This is a genomic window from Acinetobacter sp. 24-47-67 (genome assembly GCF_056779735.1).
The window spans coordinates 26852-46269 of record NZ_JBWYIK010000003.1 but is presented as its reverse complement, the minus strand read 5'-3'; the positions used below and the strand labels follow the sequence as shown (position 1 = coordinate 46269).

At 39.4% G+C, this 19418-nt stretch carries 24 protein-coding genes; 19 read left to right on the top strand and 5 right to left on the bottom strand.

What is annotated here, in order from left to right; translation table 11 throughout:
* Positions 1 to 13: 13 nt before the first annotated feature.
* Positions 14 to 466, bottom strand: a complete 453-nt coding sequence (locus AC1M9K_RS05780; RefSeq protein ID WP_481588760.1) for a YcgN family cysteine cluster protein — start codon at positions 464 to 466, stop codon at positions 14 to 16.
* Positions 467 to 656: 190 nt separating this feature from the next.
* Between AC1M9K_RS05780 and AC1M9K_RS05775 the strand changes: the two genes are divergently transcribed.
* The 7 genes from AC1M9K_RS05775 (at position 657) to AC1M9K_RS05745 (ending at position 4799) form a co-directional block, all read left to right on the top strand.
* Complete coding sequence (locus tag AC1M9K_RS05775) at positions 657 to 815, top strand: DUF1328 domain-containing protein (protein WP_035264869.1); 159 nt, start codon at positions 657 to 659, stop codon at positions 813 to 815.
* Between the two features lie 230 nt (positions 816 to 1045).
* Positions 1046 to 1783, top strand: coding sequence for a dienelactone hydrolase family protein (locus AC1M9K_RS05770; protein WP_481588759.1), 738 nt, complete (start codon positions 1046 to 1048; stop codon positions 1781 to 1783).
* 45 nt (positions 1784 to 1828) lie between these two features.
* A complete protein-coding gene (locus AC1M9K_RS05765; RefSeq protein WP_481586965.1) occupies positions 1829 to 2215 on the top strand; it encodes an HIT family protein in 387 nt (128 codons plus the stop codon).
* A 106-nt stretch (positions 2216 to 2321) separates the two neighbouring features.
* The gene (gene mutY / locus AC1M9K_RS05760; protein ID WP_035264874.1) at positions 2322 to 3353 is read left to right on the top strand and encodes an A/G-specific adenine glycosylase; all 1032 of its coding nucleotides are present in this window, start codon (positions 2322 to 2324) and stop codon (positions 3351 to 3353) included.
* 58 nt (positions 3354 to 3411) lie between these two features.
* Positions 3412 to 3936, top strand: a complete 525-nt coding sequence (locus AC1M9K_RS05755; protein WP_481588847.1) for a M23 family metallopeptidase — start codon at positions 3412 to 3414, stop codon at positions 3934 to 3936.
* 29 nt (positions 3937 to 3965) lie between these two features.
* Positions 3966 to 4211 carry a hypothetical protein gene (locus AC1M9K_RS05750; RefSeq protein ID WP_035264881.1) on the top strand — a complete coding sequence of 82 codons (246 nt, stop codon included), beginning with the start codon at positions 3966 to 3968 and terminating at the stop codon, positions 4209 to 4211.
* Between the two features lie 18 nt (positions 4212 to 4229).
* Entirely contained in the window at positions 4230 to 4799 is a 570-nt protein-coding gene (locus AC1M9K_RS05745) for a DNA-3-methyladenine glycosylase I (RefSeq protein ID WP_481588758.1), read from the top strand.
* 5 nt (positions 4800 to 4804) lie between these two features.
* Here AC1M9K_RS05745 and AC1M9K_RS05740 read toward each other — a convergent pair whose 3' ends face one another.
* Positions 4805 to 6247 (bottom strand): aminotransferase-like domain-containing protein, encoded by a 1443-nt coding sequence (locus AC1M9K_RS05740; protein WP_035264885.1) that lies wholly within the window; start codon positions 6245 to 6247, stop codon positions 4805 to 4807.
* Positions 6248 to 6341: 94 nt separating this feature from the next.
* Here AC1M9K_RS05740 and AC1M9K_RS05735 point away from each other — a divergent pair, with 94 nt between their 5' ends.
* A complete protein-coding gene (locus AC1M9K_RS05735) occupies positions 6342 to 6752 on the top strand; it encodes a hypothetical protein (protein WP_481588757.1) in 411 nt (136 codons plus the stop codon).
* 18 nt (positions 6753 to 6770) lie between these two features.
* On the opposite strand, the gene AC1M9K_RS05730 is transcribed toward AC1M9K_RS05735, so the two are convergent.
* Together AC1M9K_RS05730 and dapB are read right to left on the bottom strand one after the other, a co-directional pair.
* The gene (locus AC1M9K_RS05730) at positions 6771 to 7421 is read right to left on the bottom strand and encodes an START domain-containing protein (RefSeq protein ID WP_092766592.1); all 651 of its coding nucleotides are present in this window, start codon (positions 7419 to 7421) and stop codon (positions 6771 to 6773) included.
* 55 nt (positions 7422 to 7476) lie between these two features.
* Complete coding sequence (gene dapB, locus AC1M9K_RS05725; protein ID WP_035264896.1) at positions 7477 to 8298, bottom strand: 4-hydroxy-tetrahydrodipicolinate reductase; 822 nt, start codon at positions 8296 to 8298, stop codon at positions 7477 to 7479.
* A 220-nt stretch (positions 8299 to 8518) separates the two neighbouring features.
* Between dapB and AC1M9K_RS05720 the strand changes: the two genes are divergently transcribed.
* The 10 genes from AC1M9K_RS05720 to AC1M9K_RS05675 all read left to right on the top strand — a co-directional run bounded on the left by AC1M9K_RS05720 (position 8519) and on the right by AC1M9K_RS05675 (position 17546).
* Positions 8519 to 8674 carry a hypothetical protein gene (locus tag AC1M9K_RS05720; RefSeq protein WP_171076739.1) on the top strand — a complete coding sequence of 52 codons (156 nt, stop codon included), beginning with the start codon at positions 8519 to 8521 and terminating at the stop codon, positions 8672 to 8674.
* Positions 8675 to 8954: 280 nt separating this feature from the next.
* Positions 8955 to 9353, top strand: coding sequence for an RcnB family protein (locus AC1M9K_RS05715; RefSeq protein WP_092766593.1), 399 nt, complete (start codon positions 8955 to 8957; stop codon positions 9351 to 9353).
* Between the two features lie 179 nt (positions 9354 to 9532).
* Positions 9533 to 9910: an RcnB family protein gene (locus AC1M9K_RS05710; protein ID WP_035264902.1), complete on the top strand. Its 378-nt coding sequence runs from the start codon at positions 9533 to 9535 to the stop codon at positions 9908 to 9910.
* A gap of 150 nt (positions 9911 to 10060) precedes the next feature.
* Entirely contained in the window at positions 10061 to 11413 is a 1353-nt protein-coding gene (gene argA / locus AC1M9K_RS05705; protein ID WP_035264904.1) for an amino-acid N-acetyltransferase, read from the top strand.
* A 363-nt stretch (positions 11414 to 11776) separates the two neighbouring features.
* On the top strand, positions 11777 to 12751 hold the full coding sequence (locus AC1M9K_RS05700) for a sulfonate ABC transporter substrate-binding protein (protein ID WP_481588756.1): 975 nt from the start codon (positions 11777 to 11779) through the stop codon (positions 12749 to 12751).
* An 81-nt stretch (positions 12752 to 12832) separates the two neighbouring features.
* Positions 12833 to 13765, top strand: coding sequence for a sulfonate ABC transporter substrate-binding protein (locus AC1M9K_RS05695; protein ID WP_481588846.1), 933 nt, complete (start codon positions 12833 to 12835; stop codon positions 13763 to 13765).
* Between the two features lie 21 nt (positions 13766 to 13786).
* Complete coding sequence (gene ssuD, locus AC1M9K_RS05690; RefSeq protein WP_481588755.1) at positions 13787 to 14962, top strand: FMNH2-dependent alkanesulfonate monooxygenase; 1176 nt, start codon at positions 13787 to 13789, stop codon at positions 14960 to 14962.
* Positions 14963 to 15015: 53 nt separating this feature from the next.
* Complete coding sequence (ssuC, locus tag AC1M9K_RS05685) at positions 15016 to 15813, top strand: aliphatic sulfonate ABC transporter permease SsuC (protein ID WP_180000343.1); 798 nt, start codon at positions 15016 to 15018, stop codon at positions 15811 to 15813.
* 8 nt (positions 15814 to 15821) lie between these two features.
* Positions 15822 to 16616, top strand: coding sequence for an ABC transporter ATP-binding protein (locus AC1M9K_RS05680; protein ID WP_481588754.1), 795 nt, complete (start codon positions 15822 to 15824; stop codon positions 16614 to 16616).
* Between the two features lie 315 nt (positions 16617 to 16931).
* A complete protein-coding gene (locus AC1M9K_RS05675; RefSeq protein WP_035264923.1) occupies positions 16932 to 17546 on the top strand; it encodes a TetR/AcrR family transcriptional regulator in 615 nt (204 codons plus the stop codon).
* 77 nt (positions 17547 to 17623) lie between these two features.
* On the opposite strand, the gene AC1M9K_RS05670 is transcribed toward AC1M9K_RS05675, so the two are convergent.
* Complete coding sequence (locus AC1M9K_RS05670; RefSeq protein ID WP_481588753.1) at positions 17624 to 18193, bottom strand: 5'-methylthioadenosine/S-adenosylhomocysteine nucleosidase family protein; 570 nt, start codon at positions 18191 to 18193, stop codon at positions 17624 to 17626.
* 189 nt (positions 18194 to 18382) lie between these two features.
* Here AC1M9K_RS05670 and ribF point away from each other — a divergent pair, with 189 nt between their 5' ends.
* Complete coding sequence (ribF, locus tag AC1M9K_RS05665) at positions 18383 to 19384, top strand: riboflavin biosynthesis protein RibF (RefSeq protein ID WP_481588752.1); 1002 nt, start codon at positions 18383 to 18385, stop codon at positions 19382 to 19384.
* Positions 19385 to 19418 lie beyond the last annotated feature (34 nt).

Genomic DNA, 19418 nt, shown 5'->3' with positions numbered 1-19418 from the left:
GCAATTGAATGTACTAGCGTACCCACCGCACGATGTATTCATCTATTTCATTTTCATCAACAAGCTGTTCAGATATACAACGACCTGCTACAGATTTTCGAGCACTAATCACACTTTGTTTATTGCCTGTCACCAAGTGATGCCAATTCGGTAGCTTTTTACCTTCATTAATACGTCGATATGCACAACTCGAAGGTAGCCATCGTATTTGTTGTAATTTTTCAGGCGTTAAATGAATACAGTCAGGTACATGCACCTGACGATTTTCATAATCTGAACAATGCCCCGTCTGACAATCTAGAAGTTTGCATGCCACTTTGGTATATGCGATTTCTTCGGTTTCATCATCTTCTAATTTAACCAAACAACACATACCACAACCATCACACAGTGCCTCCCATTCTGCTTGGTTCATTTCAAACAGTGAATAATGTTTCCAAAATTCAGGGCGTAAAGATGTGCTCATGATTCAGCTAAATATCAAAAATTTGAGTCAGTATATCACTAATAATTCTCATAAAATTTCACCAATCTCAGTTACAGTTGATTAACTAAAGAATATCAATACTCTACGTTAAAATACCCTTTGTATACATTTTGCTCAGTTTATTTTCTTATACTGAATGAACATTAATAAAAATTTATGGAGAATCAAAATGTTCCGTTGGGCGATTATTTTTGCAGTGATTGCATTGATAGCAAGTTTGCTAGGGTTTGGTGGTGTAGCAGGCTTATCTAAAGATTTCGCAATTATCTTACTTGTGATTGCAGTGATTCTCGCAATTGTAGGCTTTATCTCAAGAGGCAAAGTCTAGTGTTCTAAATCACTAGATTAAATTGAAAACACAAGATTGATGAAAAGAAGAAGGTACTCCTTCTTCTTTTTTTATTTCTTTTTTATCTGTTCATTGATACGCGTTTTATATATTCCAATCTTTCATAAATTCTCACATTTGATTTTACTTTCTTATTGCAAATTCATCACTTCGGAAAACATTTATGCTTTAATCTTTGCTGATTTTCATAAACGAAAGGACTTTCAATAATGACTTCAGCAATTCAAACAAGAGAAATTCAGTATAAAGCGGCAGATGGTACACAATTGATTGGTTATTTTGCCGCACCTGAAAACTCTTCAGGAGCTGCGGGTATTATTGTAGCCCCAGAGTGGTGGGGTCGTAATGAATATACAGAACAACGTGCTCGAGAACTTGCAGAACAAGGATATGCTGCTTTTGCCATTGATATGTACGGCGACAAAAAGGTAACCCCTGAAGCTTCTCAAGCAAATGAGTGGATGATGCAAACTTTCGCACAGCCTGAAACGATTGTACAACGCGCTACAGCTGCGTTAGACACTTTATCTGCACAGCCTGAAGTTGACGCAACTCGATTAGCTGCTATTGGTTTTTGTTACGGTGGAAAAGTTGTCTTAGATCTTGCTCGATCTGGGGCGAATTTAAAAGCAGTTGCTACTTTCCATGCTAATTTATCTGCGCAAACACCTGCTCAACAAGGTCAAGTTAAAGCTGAGATTCTGGTTTTACATGGTGAGCTAGATAGCATGGTCACGCTAGATGATGTGGCACAATTTAAAGAAGAAATGTTTGCAGCTCAGGTGCCACATGAAGTCATTATCTTTGAGGATGCAAAACACGGTTTTAGCAATCCACAAGCTGATGAACGGGCAAAAGCCAATGGTGTAGATCTCGGTTATAACGCTGAAGCTGAGGAAAAAAGCTTAGCTGCGATGTATGAGTTACTGTCGCGTCACTTAGATTAATATACTTTCAAAGTTTATTAGCGCTAAGATTATTGAAGAAAGAAGATAAAATATAAGAGGAATGTAAGGATGAGTGAACAATGTACTTATTGCAATCACGATGAATATGATGTGATTGATAAAAATGAATTCGGTGTGATTTTGCCAGAACATCAGCCGTTGACTAAAGGACATTCCGTTATTATTCCTTTACGTCATGTGAGTTCTTTTTTTGAAATTACCGATAAAGAGCGTAAAAGTTTACAGTCGCTGTTAGAACTGGCACGTAACGAGTTAAAAATCCGTCATCATCCGGAAGGCTTTCATATCGCTTTTAATGATGGCAAAGTTTTTGGCGATGAAGAGTCGGAACATTTACACATCCATATTATTCCTCGTTACAAAAACCAACCGCTTAAATTAGATAGTCGTTGGGGCATTATTCAAGAGTAATGTTGATTTTCCAAAAAGGCGCAATATGCGCCTTTTTTCATGCTTTTTTAAAAGGTCTTTGCCTAGATTGGTTATACTGAGCACAGATTATATTAATGGTATTTTCATGTTTTCTTTTTCAACTGCGTTACTTGATTGGTTTGATGTACATGGTCGACATGACCTGCCATGGCAAGTCGCAGATGATCCTTACAAAGTTTGGGTCTCTGAAATTATGTTGCAGCAAACCCAAGTGAAAACTGTTCTGAAATACTATGATCGTTTTATTGAGCGCTTTCCGACGGTCACCGATTTAGGTCGTGCTACTTGGGATGAAGTTGCTCCTTACTGGGCAGGTCTAGGCTATTATGCGCGTGCTCGCAACCTGCATAAAGCAGCCACAATCGTAAGTCAAAATGGACATTTTCCAGAGACTTTAGAAGCTTGGATGGCTCTGCCAGGAATAGGTAGATCAACTGCTGGTGCATTGATGTCACTTGGATTACGCAAATACGGCGTGATAATGGATGGAAATGTTAAGCGTGTTTTAGCACGTTTCTTTGCCATTGAAGATGATTTATCAAAGCCTGTCCATGAACGTGCAATGTGGGAATTAGCCGAGCAACTCTGTCCTGAACAACGCAACCATGATTACACGCAAGCCATTATGGATTTGGGTGCAACAATTTGTACTCCTAAAAAACCACTTTGCCTGTACTGTCCAATGCAGTCAGAATGCCAAGCTTTAAAGCAGGGTCTGACACAAGAGTTACCATTTAAAAAGCCAAAAAAAGCAGTGCCTATAAAGACTGCGGATGTTTTATTACTGCGAAGTACTGAAAATACATGGTTATGGCAACAACGTCCGCATTCAGGCTTATGGGGTGGTTTATGGACCTTACCCATCATTGATGAAACTTCAGAATTTAGTCAATTGACTCAGCAATATGGTTTGGTGAGTAATCAATTACCAACTCAAATTTCACACAGTTTCACCCACTTTACCTGGTTACTGAATGCACATATTTTCCATGTTGATCTCGACCAGATGGAATACCTCCAAACAGAATTAGGAGGTGAATGGCTCGCTCCACAAGTTGTAACAGAAATGGGCATTCCAACTGCGATGAAAAAATTGATCTCAGCCGTGAAATTGTGACATAGTCGATTCAAATAAGTGTGGCTGTATCAATCAAGGAGTTGGAGTGACTAAGTATTTGCGACATTACATCATCCTAAGTGTAGCTATTTTACTTGTTGCCTGCAGTAGCCAACCTCCAAAACAAACGCCGCTTGACCCAACCCTCGTTGCTCGCTTACATATGCTTCCTTTGGACCGCAAATTACCTATCCCAGTACAAGGTGTAAAAGCGAGACAACTCACTGACACTTGGGGTGCATCACGAAGTCACGGTCGAACACATGAAGGCATTGATATCTTGGCGGCTCGTGGTACAAAAGTTTATAGTGCAACTGATGGAATTGTTCGCAGTATGCGCGATAATAAGCTGGGTGGGAAAGTCATTTGGATTTTAGGACCCGCTGGTTCTTGGCATTATTATGCGCATTTAGATCAGCATAAAAAAGGTCTCAATGAGGGTGACTTCGTGCGACGAGGTGACCATATTGGTTATGTCGGCAATACGGGTAATGCTCGACATACTGCCCCTCATTTACATTATGGAATTTACTTAGATGGTCGCGGTCGAGGCCCTGTCAATCCATACCCTTATTTACATTAAATTAAAGTTTTTATTATTAGGAAGTTTTCATGTCAGAAGCCTTGATTAATCGTCTAGTTGAATTTGCAGAATCTGGCAATCAACAACGTATTGTCTTAAATGGACAAAGCCATCAGGGCTGGATTATGGAAATTACCGAAGAAGCTCTGTTGATTAGCACTGGGTTTGCAGATAAAGCAGGTAAAGATTTCTGGATTAATTTTTCGGATTTAGAGCAAGCAGAGTTGTTCTTTTGGGACAATCAAAACGATCAGTGGGTTGCTTTTACCATTTGATCACTTCGGAGCATTCGCATGACGATTCAACGCTGTGGCTGGTGCTCCGATGAGCAGATTTATATTGATTATCACGATCAAGAATGGGGTGTTCCTGTATATGATGAACACACCTTATTTGAAATGCTCTGTTTAGAAGGTCAGCAAGCAGGACTCGCTTGGATTATTGTTTTAAAAAAACGCGAGCGATATCGACATCATTTCTTTCAATACACCATTGAAGAAATTGCGACTTTTACAGATGAACATTTAATCGAAATAGCACAAGATCCGGGCATAATTCGTCATTTAGGTAAACTAAAGGCGATTCGAGATAATGCTCGAGCATGGTTGAATATGCGCCAAATCATGCCTGATATGGTCAAATGGTTATGGAGTTTTGTAGGGCATCAACCCAAAGTTCATTCTGTGCAAGACTATCGCTTAGCACCAACACAAAGCGAATTAAGCCTGCAACTGTCTAAAACTCTAAAAAAGAATGGTTTTAAATTCGTGGGTCCAACCATTATCTATTCTTATCTGCAAGCGGTAGGAATGGTTGATGATCATGAAAATCACTGCTTTAAAAAGCTTAGTTTAGCGCCATAATCTTTTTAAGAAGGTGCTTGGGATGATGACCTCATTTTTTGTTTCACCCAATCCGCTAAAAACACGATGGAGTCATGAATTTCATGAGTTAGTTCATGCCCTGCATTTAAGCGAATATAATTTTTATAACGGCGTTCTTCTCCAAAAACATCACCGGGAACAATGTTAATACCATGTTGACGTGCAGCATAATAGAGTTCTAAACCATCAATATGTGTCGGCAATTGCAGCCATAAAACATAACCACCATCCGGCTGACTTAACCCAATGTCGATCCCGTGAAAAGCGTTTAATATCGTTTTTCGATATGCATCAACTTGATGATTTAATTTTGGTTTTAATCGGAGTAGATGCTCACGATAGGCTCTACTATACATCAGGTCAGCCAAAGCCAATTGCAAAGGTGTATTCACACTGACATTTTGAATGACAATTTGACGATGCAAATATTTAAGCCTCGGCGGTAAACAAAACCAACCTACTCGATATGCACTCGACAATGATTTTGATATTGAACTGCATAAAATGACATAGCCTGCTTCATCCCAATGTTTGATCGGTAAAGGTCGCTGTAAATTAAAACTACATTCAGCATAAATATCATCTTCAATCACATAACATTGATATTGTTCAGCCAATTGCACAATTTTCTGTTTATCATGATTTGAAAGCTCAAATCCTAGTGGATTTTGATAATTCACAGTCAATAGACAGGCTTTGGTATCGGGGTGCTGCATTGCTCTTTCTAAGCGTTCTAAATCAAAACCATCCACATTTGCAGGTATCTCAATCAACTTGCGTTTCAGTGTCCCTAACAACTGTAATTGACCATTAAAATTTGGGGTTGGAATCACAATGCCATCCCCTTCCTTGGTCAAGAGCTGAACCACGAGTGATAACGCAGCCATACAGCCATTGGTGATATAAGTCTCGTCTGGATTGATATAAAAACCATCTTCAGCCCAATGGTCTGATAAAGCTTGTCTCAATCTCAAATGCCCTTGTCGATTACTGTAAAGGAAATCTTCTGGTTGACTGTGTTTTAAAGCACGTTGAATTGACTTTCGGATTGCATCTACAGGCACGTGATTTGGAGAGATTTGTACTGCACCTAAATGAATTGATCGGTTATTGATTGAAGACTCCTGTATTTCAATTTGCAAATCTAAGTTACTGATATCCTTTGCTTCAGCTTCAAATTCATGATGATAAGGCAATACTGGCGAATCGTTTCTGGATTTCAAATGTTGAACAAAATAACCCGATTTATTTTTAACAGTAATGAGCCCTTCCGATTCCAATAATGTATAACAATTTTTTGCTGTATTTAAACTGACGGCATGTAATGCTGAAAATTGCCGAAGGGAAATGAGCTTCTGTCCTGAACACAGTTCTCCACTCAGAATTTTCTGTTTGATATGTTTGGCTAAGATTTGATACTGAAACATGAACTGTGCTCATTTTTATAAAATGTGTGTATCTGTATCTATAAACCTAGCAAATTTATGATGGTCTTACAGCTAAAAAAACACAGGAGGCCACATGAACAACGATAAATTATATTTGATATTACCCTTGGTAACACTTTTGACAGCTTGCCAACCAGAGCATGCGATCGAACAAGCTGCACTTGAGCAAAAATTTATTTGTACATCGTTAATTGATGGATTCTTAAAAGTGACGCACAACAGTCATTATCGTTTTACAAAAAGTATTGAATCTCCAGATCAGCAGAAAATTTACCTCTACACCGTGTCTTCTGATCATGCAGTCAAGCTCAATAGCCCCACACAAAAAAATTTAAATTTTCAATGTGATGATTCCAAAAAACAAATCTATCAAGTTTTTCTATTGGATCAGACGTCTAAGACTAAGCAACCAATTTTGAGTTTTCATTTGCCTCAAGCAGTAGAGTTAAAGCAATTTACAGCTTACACTTTGAAAAATGATTAAATGACTGATGTAACGTCATTATTTCAAAATATCTGGTAACGATATCTGCGCAGATTGAGATTTTGCTAATTCAGTTTTCATTTTTTGCAACATTTGATAAGGCTGCTGTTGTACAAACATATTGGTCACACTTTGTGGAATTGCACCTTCTGGATCCGCATATCCTGAAGTGCTGACCTTCACCTTATTCGGTCCAATCTGTTCAAAGCTCCAGTCTCCAACATAGTGTTGCAGGCGAATATACTGAGGATTCTTCGATTTTCCCGTTTGCGAAGCTTTATTCTTAATATGAACAATACCTTTTGAATCCTTATACATTTTCCCTTGCACAATCAGGTCTCGATCTTTCAAAGGAAATGGAAAATCTAACACCATGTAGAGTTTAAATTCCCCTTGCTTCAAATCTTGAGAAATCACCTGTGCTGAACCGACATTGGGTACCCATGATTTTGCATTTTCCACATCCAAAACTATTGCAACTGCTCTTTCGAGTGAAGCATCCACTACTGTTTCAGCACGATAGGACAACACAGGATGATCAGGATTTTGCATCGTCCACACTTTAATATTGTTTTTGTTAATGGTGAGTCGAGAGGCTTCATTGGCTTGAACTTGGCTTGTCAGGCCAATGGCACTGACAAGCAAGCAGATCATAGAAATTTTCTTCATTTTTATTCTTCATATTTAACATTATTATTTAGATGATCACGCAGTATTTTTAAACTTAAACTTTGATATCGTTGAAGCCTAAAACGTCTTTCATGTCATATTTTTTCGGTGCTTTACCGACAACCCAAGCAGCGGCACGTACTGCACCTGCAGCAAAATTCATGCGATTCGTGGCTTTATGTGTGATTTCTACACGTTCACCTTCACCAATAAACATTACCGTATGTTCACCCACAATATCGCCACCACGAATGGTTTGGAAACCAATACTTTGACGTTCACGAGGACCAGTATGCCCTTCACGGTGATACACAGCATCTTGCTTCAAATCACGACCTAATGCATCAGCAATCGCCTCACCCATCATTAAAGCAGTACCTGATGGCGCATCAACTTTATGACGATGATGTGCTTCGATCACTTCAATATCGACACTGTCACCAAAGACTTTAGATGCTAATTCTAAAAGTTTAATGGATACATTCACGCCTACGGAGTAGTTTGCTGCGTACACTACAGGAGCAATCGTTGCACTTTCATCTAAAAATGCTTTTTGCTCATCGTTCATTCCCGTCGTACCGATCACTAATGCAACACCAGCCTCACGGCACAGTTTCAAATGCTGTTCAGTTGCAACTGGTGCAGTAAAATCAATAAATACATCGCAATCATTTAAAACATCTTGGATATCACCCACGACTTTCACACCAAGTGTACCAATACCCGCTAATTCGCCTGCATCCGCGCCAATAAGGCTACTGCCTGGACGCTCTACCGCTGCTGCTAATTGATAACCAGCATCTTGAACTGCTTGAATCAATGTACGACCCATACGGCCACCAGCACCTAAAATCCCAATACGCGGAGCGACAGACATAACCTATTCCTAGTGTTGCTTTAAAATTGTTCTTACTATAACAAAAGTCTATACATACGCTAAGTTTATCGATATAAAAAATTATGCTGTCTTCTAAGCATTTGATTCGAACATTAATCGAATAATCAGATTAAATTGAGAAAAATATTCGGTTTTTTATATTTATAAATTTTAACTATGATCAATGCCATGAAATTCAACACTTTTATAAGGAAATAATATGGCAGACCAAGCTCGAAAATTATCAACGATCCAAACGATCGAACAGTTACAGTTGGATGCTTCATTAGTTCAAGGTTTAGATCATGCCGAAACTGCGTGGATCATTATCGAAGCTATTCAACAATTGCAGGAATATCATAATCAGTGGCACTGAGATGAAACAGATCAGATGACTTTTCTTATTTAAAAGAAAATCATCTTCTGTGTTATTAAAATATTTACAATTTAAAAATCATATTAGGATTCAAAATTTAAAATTGCTCAAAGCATTGATTGCTCAGCTAAAGCATCGGTTTCTATTTTCATTCCTATTAAAATATGTTCTTATTATCTCGTTATTTTTAATCTAAATTACATTCTATCTTCACAGTTTCTCTGCATTTTTTCAGTACATTAGTGTGAACCCCAATTTATAAGGTCAACGAGGGCGGAATATGAAAAAGATTATGACAGTTTTGACATTATCTTTAAGTGCAATATTTACAGCAAATATTGCCAATGCTGCTCCTTACTCTGATGACTACCAAGATAAAGGTTCACGTGAACGTGGTAAAGGATTTGAGAAACGTACTCAATATGATGCTTCATCAGATCAAGAGTTCCAAGATCGTCGTAAAAACAGAGAAGAGCGTGGCGTAAAACGTTTACGTCAACATAAATGGCAAACTGGCTATGTCATGCCTCAACACTATCGTGGCAATAGTTATAAAACCGAATATAAAGATCATAACCTACCAAAACCTGGTAAAAACCAACAATGGTACAAAGTGAATAATGACTTTATTCTGGTGGATTCAAACAGCAATAGCATTTTGAAAATCCAGCAAGATTAATTTTGACGTTTAAATCGACCCGACTTCATGTCGGGTTTTTTGTTGAGTTCAATCCTAATCATTCATCTTCATCACTTCTTCATACATTTCACAAATTGACTATATCTCTCCACGGTTTATCTCAAATCATTTTGTACTTTAGCGATATCGGATAAATAACAAAGTTAGAGGTATCCCACATGAAAAAGTTAGTATCAGTACTTACATTAGCAATGAGTGGTTTATTGGCAACATCTGCGATGGCTGGTCCACATGACGATGGTCGTCACTATTCAAAACCAACTCCACCACCAGCGCATTGGAATAAAGGTCAGCCTGGGAAATATCAACATGACCGCTATGAACAAAATCGTGGCTTCCAAAATGTAAATCCAAGCCGTCAATGGCGAGTAGGTCAACAGTTACCACGTCAATTCAACTCTTCAAAATTTGAGTTAAGTGATCGTCAAGCGAAGAATCTACCTAAAGCGGCGCGTAACCAGCAGTGGTACAAAATTAATGGAGACTATGTCTTAGTGAATGAGCGTACAGATCGCATCGTGCGTATCATCGGATAAGCTTATTCCTAGATCTTCTCAAATTGATCTTCCCTGCACTCAGCCCAAACTCAGTTTGGGCTTTTTTATGTCTTTATTTTAATGCAGGTGTGGAAAATCATTTTTTTGTTTAGAATCTGATGACCACTTCCCGCTTCTATCGGTACATGCATGCAATCGGACTCAATAGATACAACTCAAAATATGACACAGCAATATGTGCATTGGTTCCGAAACTCAGCGCCGTATATCAACGCCCATCGTAATAAAACCTTCGTTTTAATGTTTGGCGGCGAAGCAGTTCAATCACCAAATTTTCAACATATTATTCATGATATTGCCCTTTTACATTCTCTCGGCATTCGACTCATTCTGGTTCATGGAGCACGACCACAAATCAGTGCAAATCTTGCTGAGAAGAATTTAGATAGTCCTTTTCATAATCATCGTAGAGTAACAACACGTGACTCATTAGGTGCGGTCATGTCTGCCGTAGGCTCAATCCGTTTACAAATCGAAGCCTTATTGTCTATGGGACTTGCAAATTCACCCATGTATGGTGCTCGCATTGATGTGGTATCTGGTAATTTTATAACAGCTAAACCTTATGGCATTCGTAATGGTATCGATTTTCAACTTACCGGTGAAGTGCGTTCAGTCGATGCAGATGCGATTCAAAAACATTTGGACAATCACAATATTGTATTGCTTGGCCCCTCAGGTTATTCAACCACTGGTGAAGTTTATAACTTGCTTGCTGAAGAAGTGGCGACCAAAACAGCTATCCAACTCGGTGCCGATAAACTCATTTTTCTCGGTTCCGAACAAGGTTTAATGCAAAGCCCACAGCAGTTGTTGCGCGAAGTGACCCCGCATCAGCTAGATCAACATATTGACGTTGCTTTAGAGCAAAATTATGAATTGGCATTGCATTTACAAAATGCCAAGGAAGCCTCTTTAAATGGCGTTAACCGCGTTCATTTATTATCTTATGAACATGATGGTGCATTAATCGAAGAATTATTTACTCGTGATGGGCATGGCACGATGATCACCGATGCACATTATGAAGAAGTCCGCACAGCGACGATTCAGGATGTCGGTGGATTAATCAGTTTATTACGCCCATTAGAACAAGAAGGCATTTTGGTATACCGCTCTAGAGAACGCTTGGAAAATGAAATTGATCATTTCGCTGTGATTGAACGTGACGGTATGGTTCTGGCTTGTGCAGCATTATATCCAATACCAACTGAATCAAATGAAATTCGTTCTGCAGAAATAGCCTGTGTGGCAGTACATCCAAGTTACCGCAAATCAAATCGTGGTAGCCAAATCTTGCACTATTTAGAAGAGAAAGCAAAAAAGTCTAATATCCAACAGTTATTTATTCTTACGACACGAACCGCACATTGGTTTTTGGAACAAGGGTTTGTCAAAGCATCGGTGGATGACTTACCACAAGCGCGTCAGGCACTTTATAATTTCCAAAGAAACTCAATTGTTTGTAAAAAGCCACTCTAAAGTGGCTTTTTTATTGCACCCTTATGAACTGCTTTATCTTTCTTTTATATATCGATATTCCTAGGTGAACTATCTTCACAATCATTCGATATATTCATACAAATCATATCCTTATCACAATTTAATATTTTAATATATATTTATATATTTCACAAACTTAGAATCAAAAATATCGTTATTCTTAGATTGAGCCTTTTGCATTTTTTTAGATATTTTTTTCTCTTTTAATTTTATCTTTTTTATTCATTAGGAATTCCTGAATTCTTATTTTTTACGAAATAGAAAATTCATTAACTTAGGCGCGTTACATGACGCATTTATTTTTTTGATTTTTTTTATTTTTAAGTTTTCAGGATTTTCAATATGAGCAGCTTTAACGCTAATCTTTGGAAAAAAACACTCATTTTGTCTTCTGCGTTAACAGGTGCTTTGCTACTCACTGGTTGCGACTCAAAAAAAGAAGATAAAACCCAAGTGTTAAATATCGGTTATCAAAAGTATGGCTTACTGCCCGTGATTAAAGAACGTGGTGAATTAGAAGCCGCTTTGAAGGATCAAAACATTCAAGTGAAATGGGTAGAGTTCCCAGGTGGACCACAACTGTTAGAAGGTTTGAATGTCGGCAGTGTTTCATTTGGTGAAGTCGGTGAAGCACCCCCTATTTTTGCCCAAGCAGCGAATTCAAATTTGGTTTATGTCGCAAATCAACCTGCGACTCCACGCGCTGAAGCGTTGATTGTTCAAAAAAATTCGAACATCAAAGATATTCAACAACTTAAAGGTAAGCGTGTAGCGTTAAACAAAGGTTCTAACGTTCATTATCTTCTCTTGAAGATCTTAGAAAAGAATCATTTGACGCTTGATGATATTGAAGTGGTTTACCTACCACCATCGGATGCTCGCGCAGCATTTGAGCGCGGTGCAGTCGATGCATGGGTAATCTGGGATCCGTTCTTTGCAGCAGCAGAGCATCAAATCGGCGCACGTGTTCTCGCTTCTGGCGAAGGGCATGCCAATAACTACCAGTTCTATATGGCTGATCGTAAGTTCGTTGAACAGAATCCTGAAATTATACAAACCGTTGTTCAAGAACTTAATGAAGCATCAGATTGGATTGCTTCCAATAAAGACGAAGCAGCTCAACTGCTCGTGAAGCCTACAGGCCTAGATTTCAAAATTCTTCAAACCTCAATTGGACGTATGAGCTTCGGCGTTTATCCAATTAGTACTGAAGTTGCTCAACATCAGCAAAAAGTTGCCGATGTATTCCATCAACAGAAGTTAATTCCAAACAAAATCAATATTCAGGCCGCAATTATTGCGCCTACACCCAAATAACAACATGAAAAGGTGATGAACATGACTCAATATCAATCAGGAAATACAGCACACACTTGGTTTAAAACCTCAAGTCATTCAATGACAACGATGCTATTTGCCTGTGCGATGTTGGGTTGCTCAGCTGCATGGGCTGTTGATACCTCAGTGAAAGAATTACGCATTGGCTTCCAAAAATCTTCCGTAAATTTGGTGATTGCTCAACAGCAAAAACTGTTTGAGCAAGAATTTCCCAATGCCAAAATTACATGGAATGAGTTCCCTGGTGGTCCTCAAATTTTAGAAGCACTTGCAGTGGGTTCAGTGGATATTGGTGCAACAGGTGATACCCCCCCTGTTTATGCTCAAGCAGGAAACAAACCTTTGCATTACATTGCTTATGAGGCGGCGAAGCCTCTTTCTTCAGCAATCTTAGTGCCGCAAAAATCCAAAATTACTCAGCTTAAACAACTCAAAGGCAAGCGTGTCGCAGTACATCGTGGATCTAGTTCACATTATCTATTGGTCCAAGCCGTCCGAAAAGCAGGTTTGCAATGGAGCGATGTAAAACCAATTTGGTTAAGTCCTGCTGATGCACGCGCAGCATTTCAAAAAGGTGCTGTTGATGCATGGGCCATTTGGGACCCGTATTACGCTGCTGCTGAACTTGAAGATAAAGCAAAAGTTTTGACCACTGGACAAGGGCTGAGCCCGAATTACACGTTCTATCTCGCTTCAGGCAAGTTTATCGACAAACATCCTCAAGCGATTTCAGGTGTCATTGAACAGATTAATCTTGCTGATCAATGGGTTCAAAAGAACTTAAAAACTACAGCAACGATTTTTGCCAAAACAACAGGTTTAAAGCCGAATGTCAGCCAAACCTTTGTTCAGCGCCGACCTCGTCCATCTTATGCAGCACCTTTAACCGCGAAAGTCATTGCAGATCAGCAACAACTGGCTGATCGCTTTGCTGAGCTCAAAATCATTCCTAAACCGATACAAATTAACCAAGTCGTATGGACTGGTAAGTAACTCATATTAAGGACTTAAGTAATGAAAATTTTCTGGTTTATTCCTACTCATGGTGATAGTCGCTACCTAGGTACAAGCAAAGGCGGACGTGTTGTCGACCATGCCTACATGAAACAAATCGCTGTGGCGGTGGATAATCTAGGTTATGAAGGTGTGCTTATCCCGACTGGTCGTTCTTGTGAAGATCCATGGTTGACTGCCGCAAGTTTAATTGATGCCACCAAAAATCTTAAATTTCTCGTTGCTTTGCGTCCAGGGGTAACCACTCCTGCACTGGCTGCACGTATGGCAGCAACCTTTGACCGTCTTTCAAATGGCCGTGTTCTATTGAACTTGGTCACTGGTGGTGATGAGCAAGAGTTAAAAGGTGACGGCGTCTATGAAGATCATAAAACGCGTTATAAAACTGCGACTGAATATACTACGATTTGGCGCGAAATTTTAAAACGCTCTCATACGGGTGAAAGCTTCACGTTCCATGGTGAACGTCTAAGCGTGGATGATGCAAAATTATTATATCCACCCGTGCAAAAACCTTATCCACCATTGTGGTTTGGTGGTTCTTCTGATGATGCTGTTGAACTGGCAACTGATCAAGTAGATACCTATTTAACTTGGGGAGAGCCTCCAGCAGCGGTTAAAGAAAAAATCGAAAATGTCCGCGCTAAGGCGGCAGCTAAAGGTCGCACCCTAGATTACGGTATTCGTTTACATGTCATCGTCCGCGAAACCAACCAGGAAGCATGGAGAGCTGCTGAAGAATTAATTCAGTATGTTGATGATGAAACAATCGCTGCGGCACAGAAAAAATTTAAACAAATGGACTCTGTTGGTCAACGTCGTATGGCTGAACTTCATAATGGAGATCGCTCGAAACTTGAAGTTTCACCAAACTTATGGGCTGGCGTAGGTCTCGTCCGTGGGGGTGCAGGCACGGCATTAGTAGGTGACCCTGAAACTGTGGCGGCACGTATCCAAGAATATGCAGATTTAGGCATTAATACCTTTATTTTCTCGGGTTATCCGCACCTTGAAGAATCAATTCGTTTTGCTGAATTGGTATTCCCTCTTCTACCATTAGAAACACGCAAAAAACTGACTCAACCGAATCTGACTGGACCTTTTGGTGAGATTGTCGCGAATAACTACACTCCTGAAGAAAATAAAAAAGGAGATCAGGTTCAGGAGCCGGCATGACAACAGCGGTAAATAAAACTCAAAAGCATTCTATCGTGTTGAGTAAAACCAAGGTGGTTAAAGCTGAAGGTTTTCTCTCTCGAGGAACCAAACAACTGGGGCAACGTTTGTTGCCTTGGTTAGTACCCATTTTTCTTATTGTGATTTGGCAACTGGCATCAGTCACTGGCATTTTAGAAAGCCGCGTCTTGCCTGCTCCAACCGCAGTGGTTTTGGCTTTTTGGCATCTATTGCTCAGTGGTGAACTGTGGACACATGTCCAAGTCAGTGCGGGACGTGCACTGATTGGCTTGCTGATTGGTGGTGGCTTAGGATTATTTTTAGGGTTGTTAAATGGCTCATCTAAAGTCGCCTCTACGTTACTCGACACGACCCTACAAATGATCCGTAATATTCCAGCTTTAGCTTTAATTCCATTGGTGATTCTATGGTTTGGAATTGACGAATCTGCCAAATTATTTTTGGTCGCGATTGGCGTGTTTTTCCCAATTTATATCAATACGTATCACGGTATCCGATCTGTAGATCCTCAGCTGATCGAGATGGGCAAGAGTTATGGTTTAACACGCTGGCAGTTATACAAAGAAATTATTTTACCAGGTGCTCTTCCTTCCATTTTAGTTGGTTTGCGCTTCGCACTAGGTTTAGTTTGGGTTCTTTTAATTGTGGCTGAAACCATCTCGGCACAAGCTGGAATTGGCTACATGACCATGAATGCGCGTGAATTTTTACAAACAGATGTCGTTTTAGTTGGGATTCTACTGTATGCCCTACTTGGTAAATTAGCGGATGTACTCGCGGTTGCCTTAGAAAAATATTTATTACGCTGGCATCCAGGCTATCAAAAATAGGAATGCGTATGACTGATTTAAGTATTTCAAATCTCGCTGATGAACATGTCATTCCAGATCATGCCAGATCAGCTCCACAAAAGATCGGTGCAGAAATCAATATTGAACAACTGCACAAGTTCTATGGCAAAGTTAAAGTATTAGAGGATTTAGACCTACATATAGAACCTGGTGAATTTGTTGCCATTGTGGGTCGAAGTGGCTGTGGTAAGAGTACGTTGTTACGGTTAATCGCGGATTTAGAACAACCGAGTTATGGTGAGATTAAATTTAAATCTGCACTGAACTTTCGTGAAGGTATTACCGCAGATGACATCCGCGTCATGTTCCAAGATCCTCGCCTATTACCATGGAAAAGCATTTTAAAAAATGTGCAATTGGGCTTAGATAAATCCCAGCATGATAAGGCTGAAGCATTATTGGAAAAAGTTGGCTTAAATGAAAAAGCTGAACTTTGGCCTGCACAACTTTCAGGTGGACAACGTCAACGAGCAGCGCTAGCACGTGCCTTGTCTCATACCCCTCGAATACTATTACTTGATGAACCTTTGGGGGCTTTAGATGCGCTTACGCGTTTAGACATGCAAAATTTAATCGAGAAACTATGGCTAGAACAAGGCTTCACCACCATCTTAGTGACACATGATGTCAGTGAAGCTGTTCAGTTAGCAGATCGTATTATTTTGCTCGATAAAGGTAATATCGCACATCAGTTCAAAGTAGATTTACCACGACCGCGACAAAAAAATGTCAAATTTGCAGAGCTTGAACAACAAGTTTTAGAAGCCGTACTTTCAACTTAAGCGATACAAAATATGACATTCTGAATTGTTGAATAAGGTAAATGGAAGTGTCTAATTTTCGTCGGAAAATTAGACACTTTTCGTACTGATAAATGGCTTTTTTTAATTAAATTAAAAGATATTCTCGATCAGCATTTCCCACATGAGTAATATGTATTTGTTTATCAAATAAATTGTACATGTGTCTTATTATTAGTTTTATCACTTAACTACACAATTATTCTTCATATTCTTTTGCAAATGCCCTAATCCTTGTGCACAAATCGCACGTTTTACCGTACAATTTGAGGTTCCTTTTTATAATTTACTGACGAGATGGAACAAAAGAAGAGTACGCAAAAACGTCAACAGCTTTTAGCTGCTGCATTAGATGTGTTTTCTGTGTATGGTTTTAGTGGTGCAAGCTTAGATGAAATTGCACAACTCGCGGAAATGCACAAATCGAATATTTTCTATTACTATGAAAATAAAGAAGCGCTCTATGTCGAAGTGCTGACTACTGTCATGCAAAAATGGTTAGCTCCACTGCAAATGTTGGAAGCTGATTTAGAGCCTGCTGAAGCGATCACGCAATATCTCATGCAAAAGATTGAGGTTTCCCGTACTCAACATAAGGCATCAAAATTATTTGCTTTAGAAATTATCCAAGGCGCACCACATATCCTGCCAATTTTGAAAGGCCCATTAAAAAAACTCTTCAAACGCAAATCTAAAGTCATTTCCACGTGGCAAGAGCAAGGCAAAATATCAGACAAGATCGATGCTGAGGTTTTAATTATTAACCTTTGGGGTATCACACAAAACTATGCTGATTTTAGCACCCAAACTGAAATGGTAACGGGAAAAACCTTACGGAATCGCACCATGTATCAACGTACCATCGAGCATACAGTCCATATGATGCTATACGGTATTTTACCTCGACCATAATTGGTTTATCTAAATCTCTTCGAGATTGATCTCTGGCATACGACCATAGTTTCTATGGTCGCCAAAATCTTCAAAATCTAGTGTTCCATACTCTGATATAAAGCCAATAATTTTTGAGCGCCCAACAACAAGTTCTCCTCCCAATCTAAATGTGCGGTGTCGTTTGCCCCATCTGTAATGTATTTCACGGAAATCAAACGAACGCCAAGTTTCTTACATACTTTGGCGAGCGCATATCCTTCCATATCAACCAACTGACATGGCACCTTAGGTGCACCAGTTTCAAAGCTATCGCCAGTCCCACAAATGCCCTTGGGAAGATGTTGAAAATACGGCTCTAGGTTAATCGCTGCGGGAAATTCCTGATCCATCGGTGTAACACCAACTTCAAAGCCAAGCGGTGAAACATCCATATCTCGCTGTACAAATGTTGTTACTTCAACCAAGGAATGCGCATCAAAATGCGAACTTCCTGCTGTTCCTAAATTCAGCAAAGTTGTGCATCCCGTTTTTTGAATCACTTCAAAAGCTTTAAATGCTGCATTGACCTTACCAATACCACTGTAATGTACTGCAATATTTTCAGCTTCGAATAATCCTTTAGATTCGCTTGCTAAGGCCATAATTAGGGCTAGATCAGACATCACTTACTCATTAAATATTGAATGGAACACATTAGACAAAAATATATCCGGAAATAAAAGTTTCTTTGATCTAATGACTCAAGCATCTTGATCTAGAATAAGAAAAGTATTGAATAAAAACACAACAACAAGACGAAACTGTGAGAATATGGCAATATATAGCCCAAATTAATTTTAGTCACCATTTCGCCCATGAAGCTACTCCGTCTGAATGCTTTAGCGCCCAACTTTCAATTGCCCAAAACTGCCGTCACCATTGGCAATTTTGATGGTGTTCATTTGGGTCATCAGGCGATGGTTCAGCAATTAAAAGACATAGCACAACAACAAGATTTAAAAACTGTGGTGATGATTTTTGAACCACAGCCTTTAGAATATTTTAAAAGTTACGACGCACCACCACGAATTAGTTCATTACGTGAAAAAGTGGAACATTTGGCTGCACTTGGTATCGACTACATTGTTGTTGCCAAATTTGATGACACATTCCGTAATTTAAGTGCGGAAGAGTTTGCTGATATTTTAAAATACAAGCTGAATACCCAAAGCCTAGTACTCGGTGAAGATCATCATTTTGGTAAAAACCGACAAGGTAATAGCCAATTCTTGCGCGATTATGGTTTTCAAGTCACCGATTTAAATAACGTTGAACTGAATGGCGAGCGTATTAGCTCTACCTTAATACGCCAAACTTTGGCTACAGGGGACCTTAAAAAAGCTGCGGAGCTACTTGGTCGCCCGTATAGCATTACGGGTCGTGTTCAATATGGTGATCAAATCGGTCGCACCATTAACTTTCCAACTATCAATGTTCGTCTAAACCGCCATAAGCCCTGTTTGCATGGCATCTATGGTGTTGAAGTGATTTGTGAAACAGAATCGTTAAAAGACAAAGTTCGCAATGAAAATGCCGAATATCCAGGTATTGCTGGTTATGAGGCTACAGCCCTTTTCGGTGCAGGACATGTCGGCACCCGACCAGCCATCGAACAGGAACATCCAGAGTGGCGATTAGAAGTACATTTCCCTGATGTTTCTGCTAATCTGTATGGCCTGTTAATGCGGGTAACATTTTTGAACTTTGTTCATGGCGAAAAGAATTATCCTTCGCTAGAAGCACTCAAAGCTGGGATCGATGATGATGTTGAGCAACTGCTTGAGTTTCGCCGAAACAACCCCAACTTTCCTTATTAATACTCCTTAATTTTTGTAAAACGCGTCAGCTTTA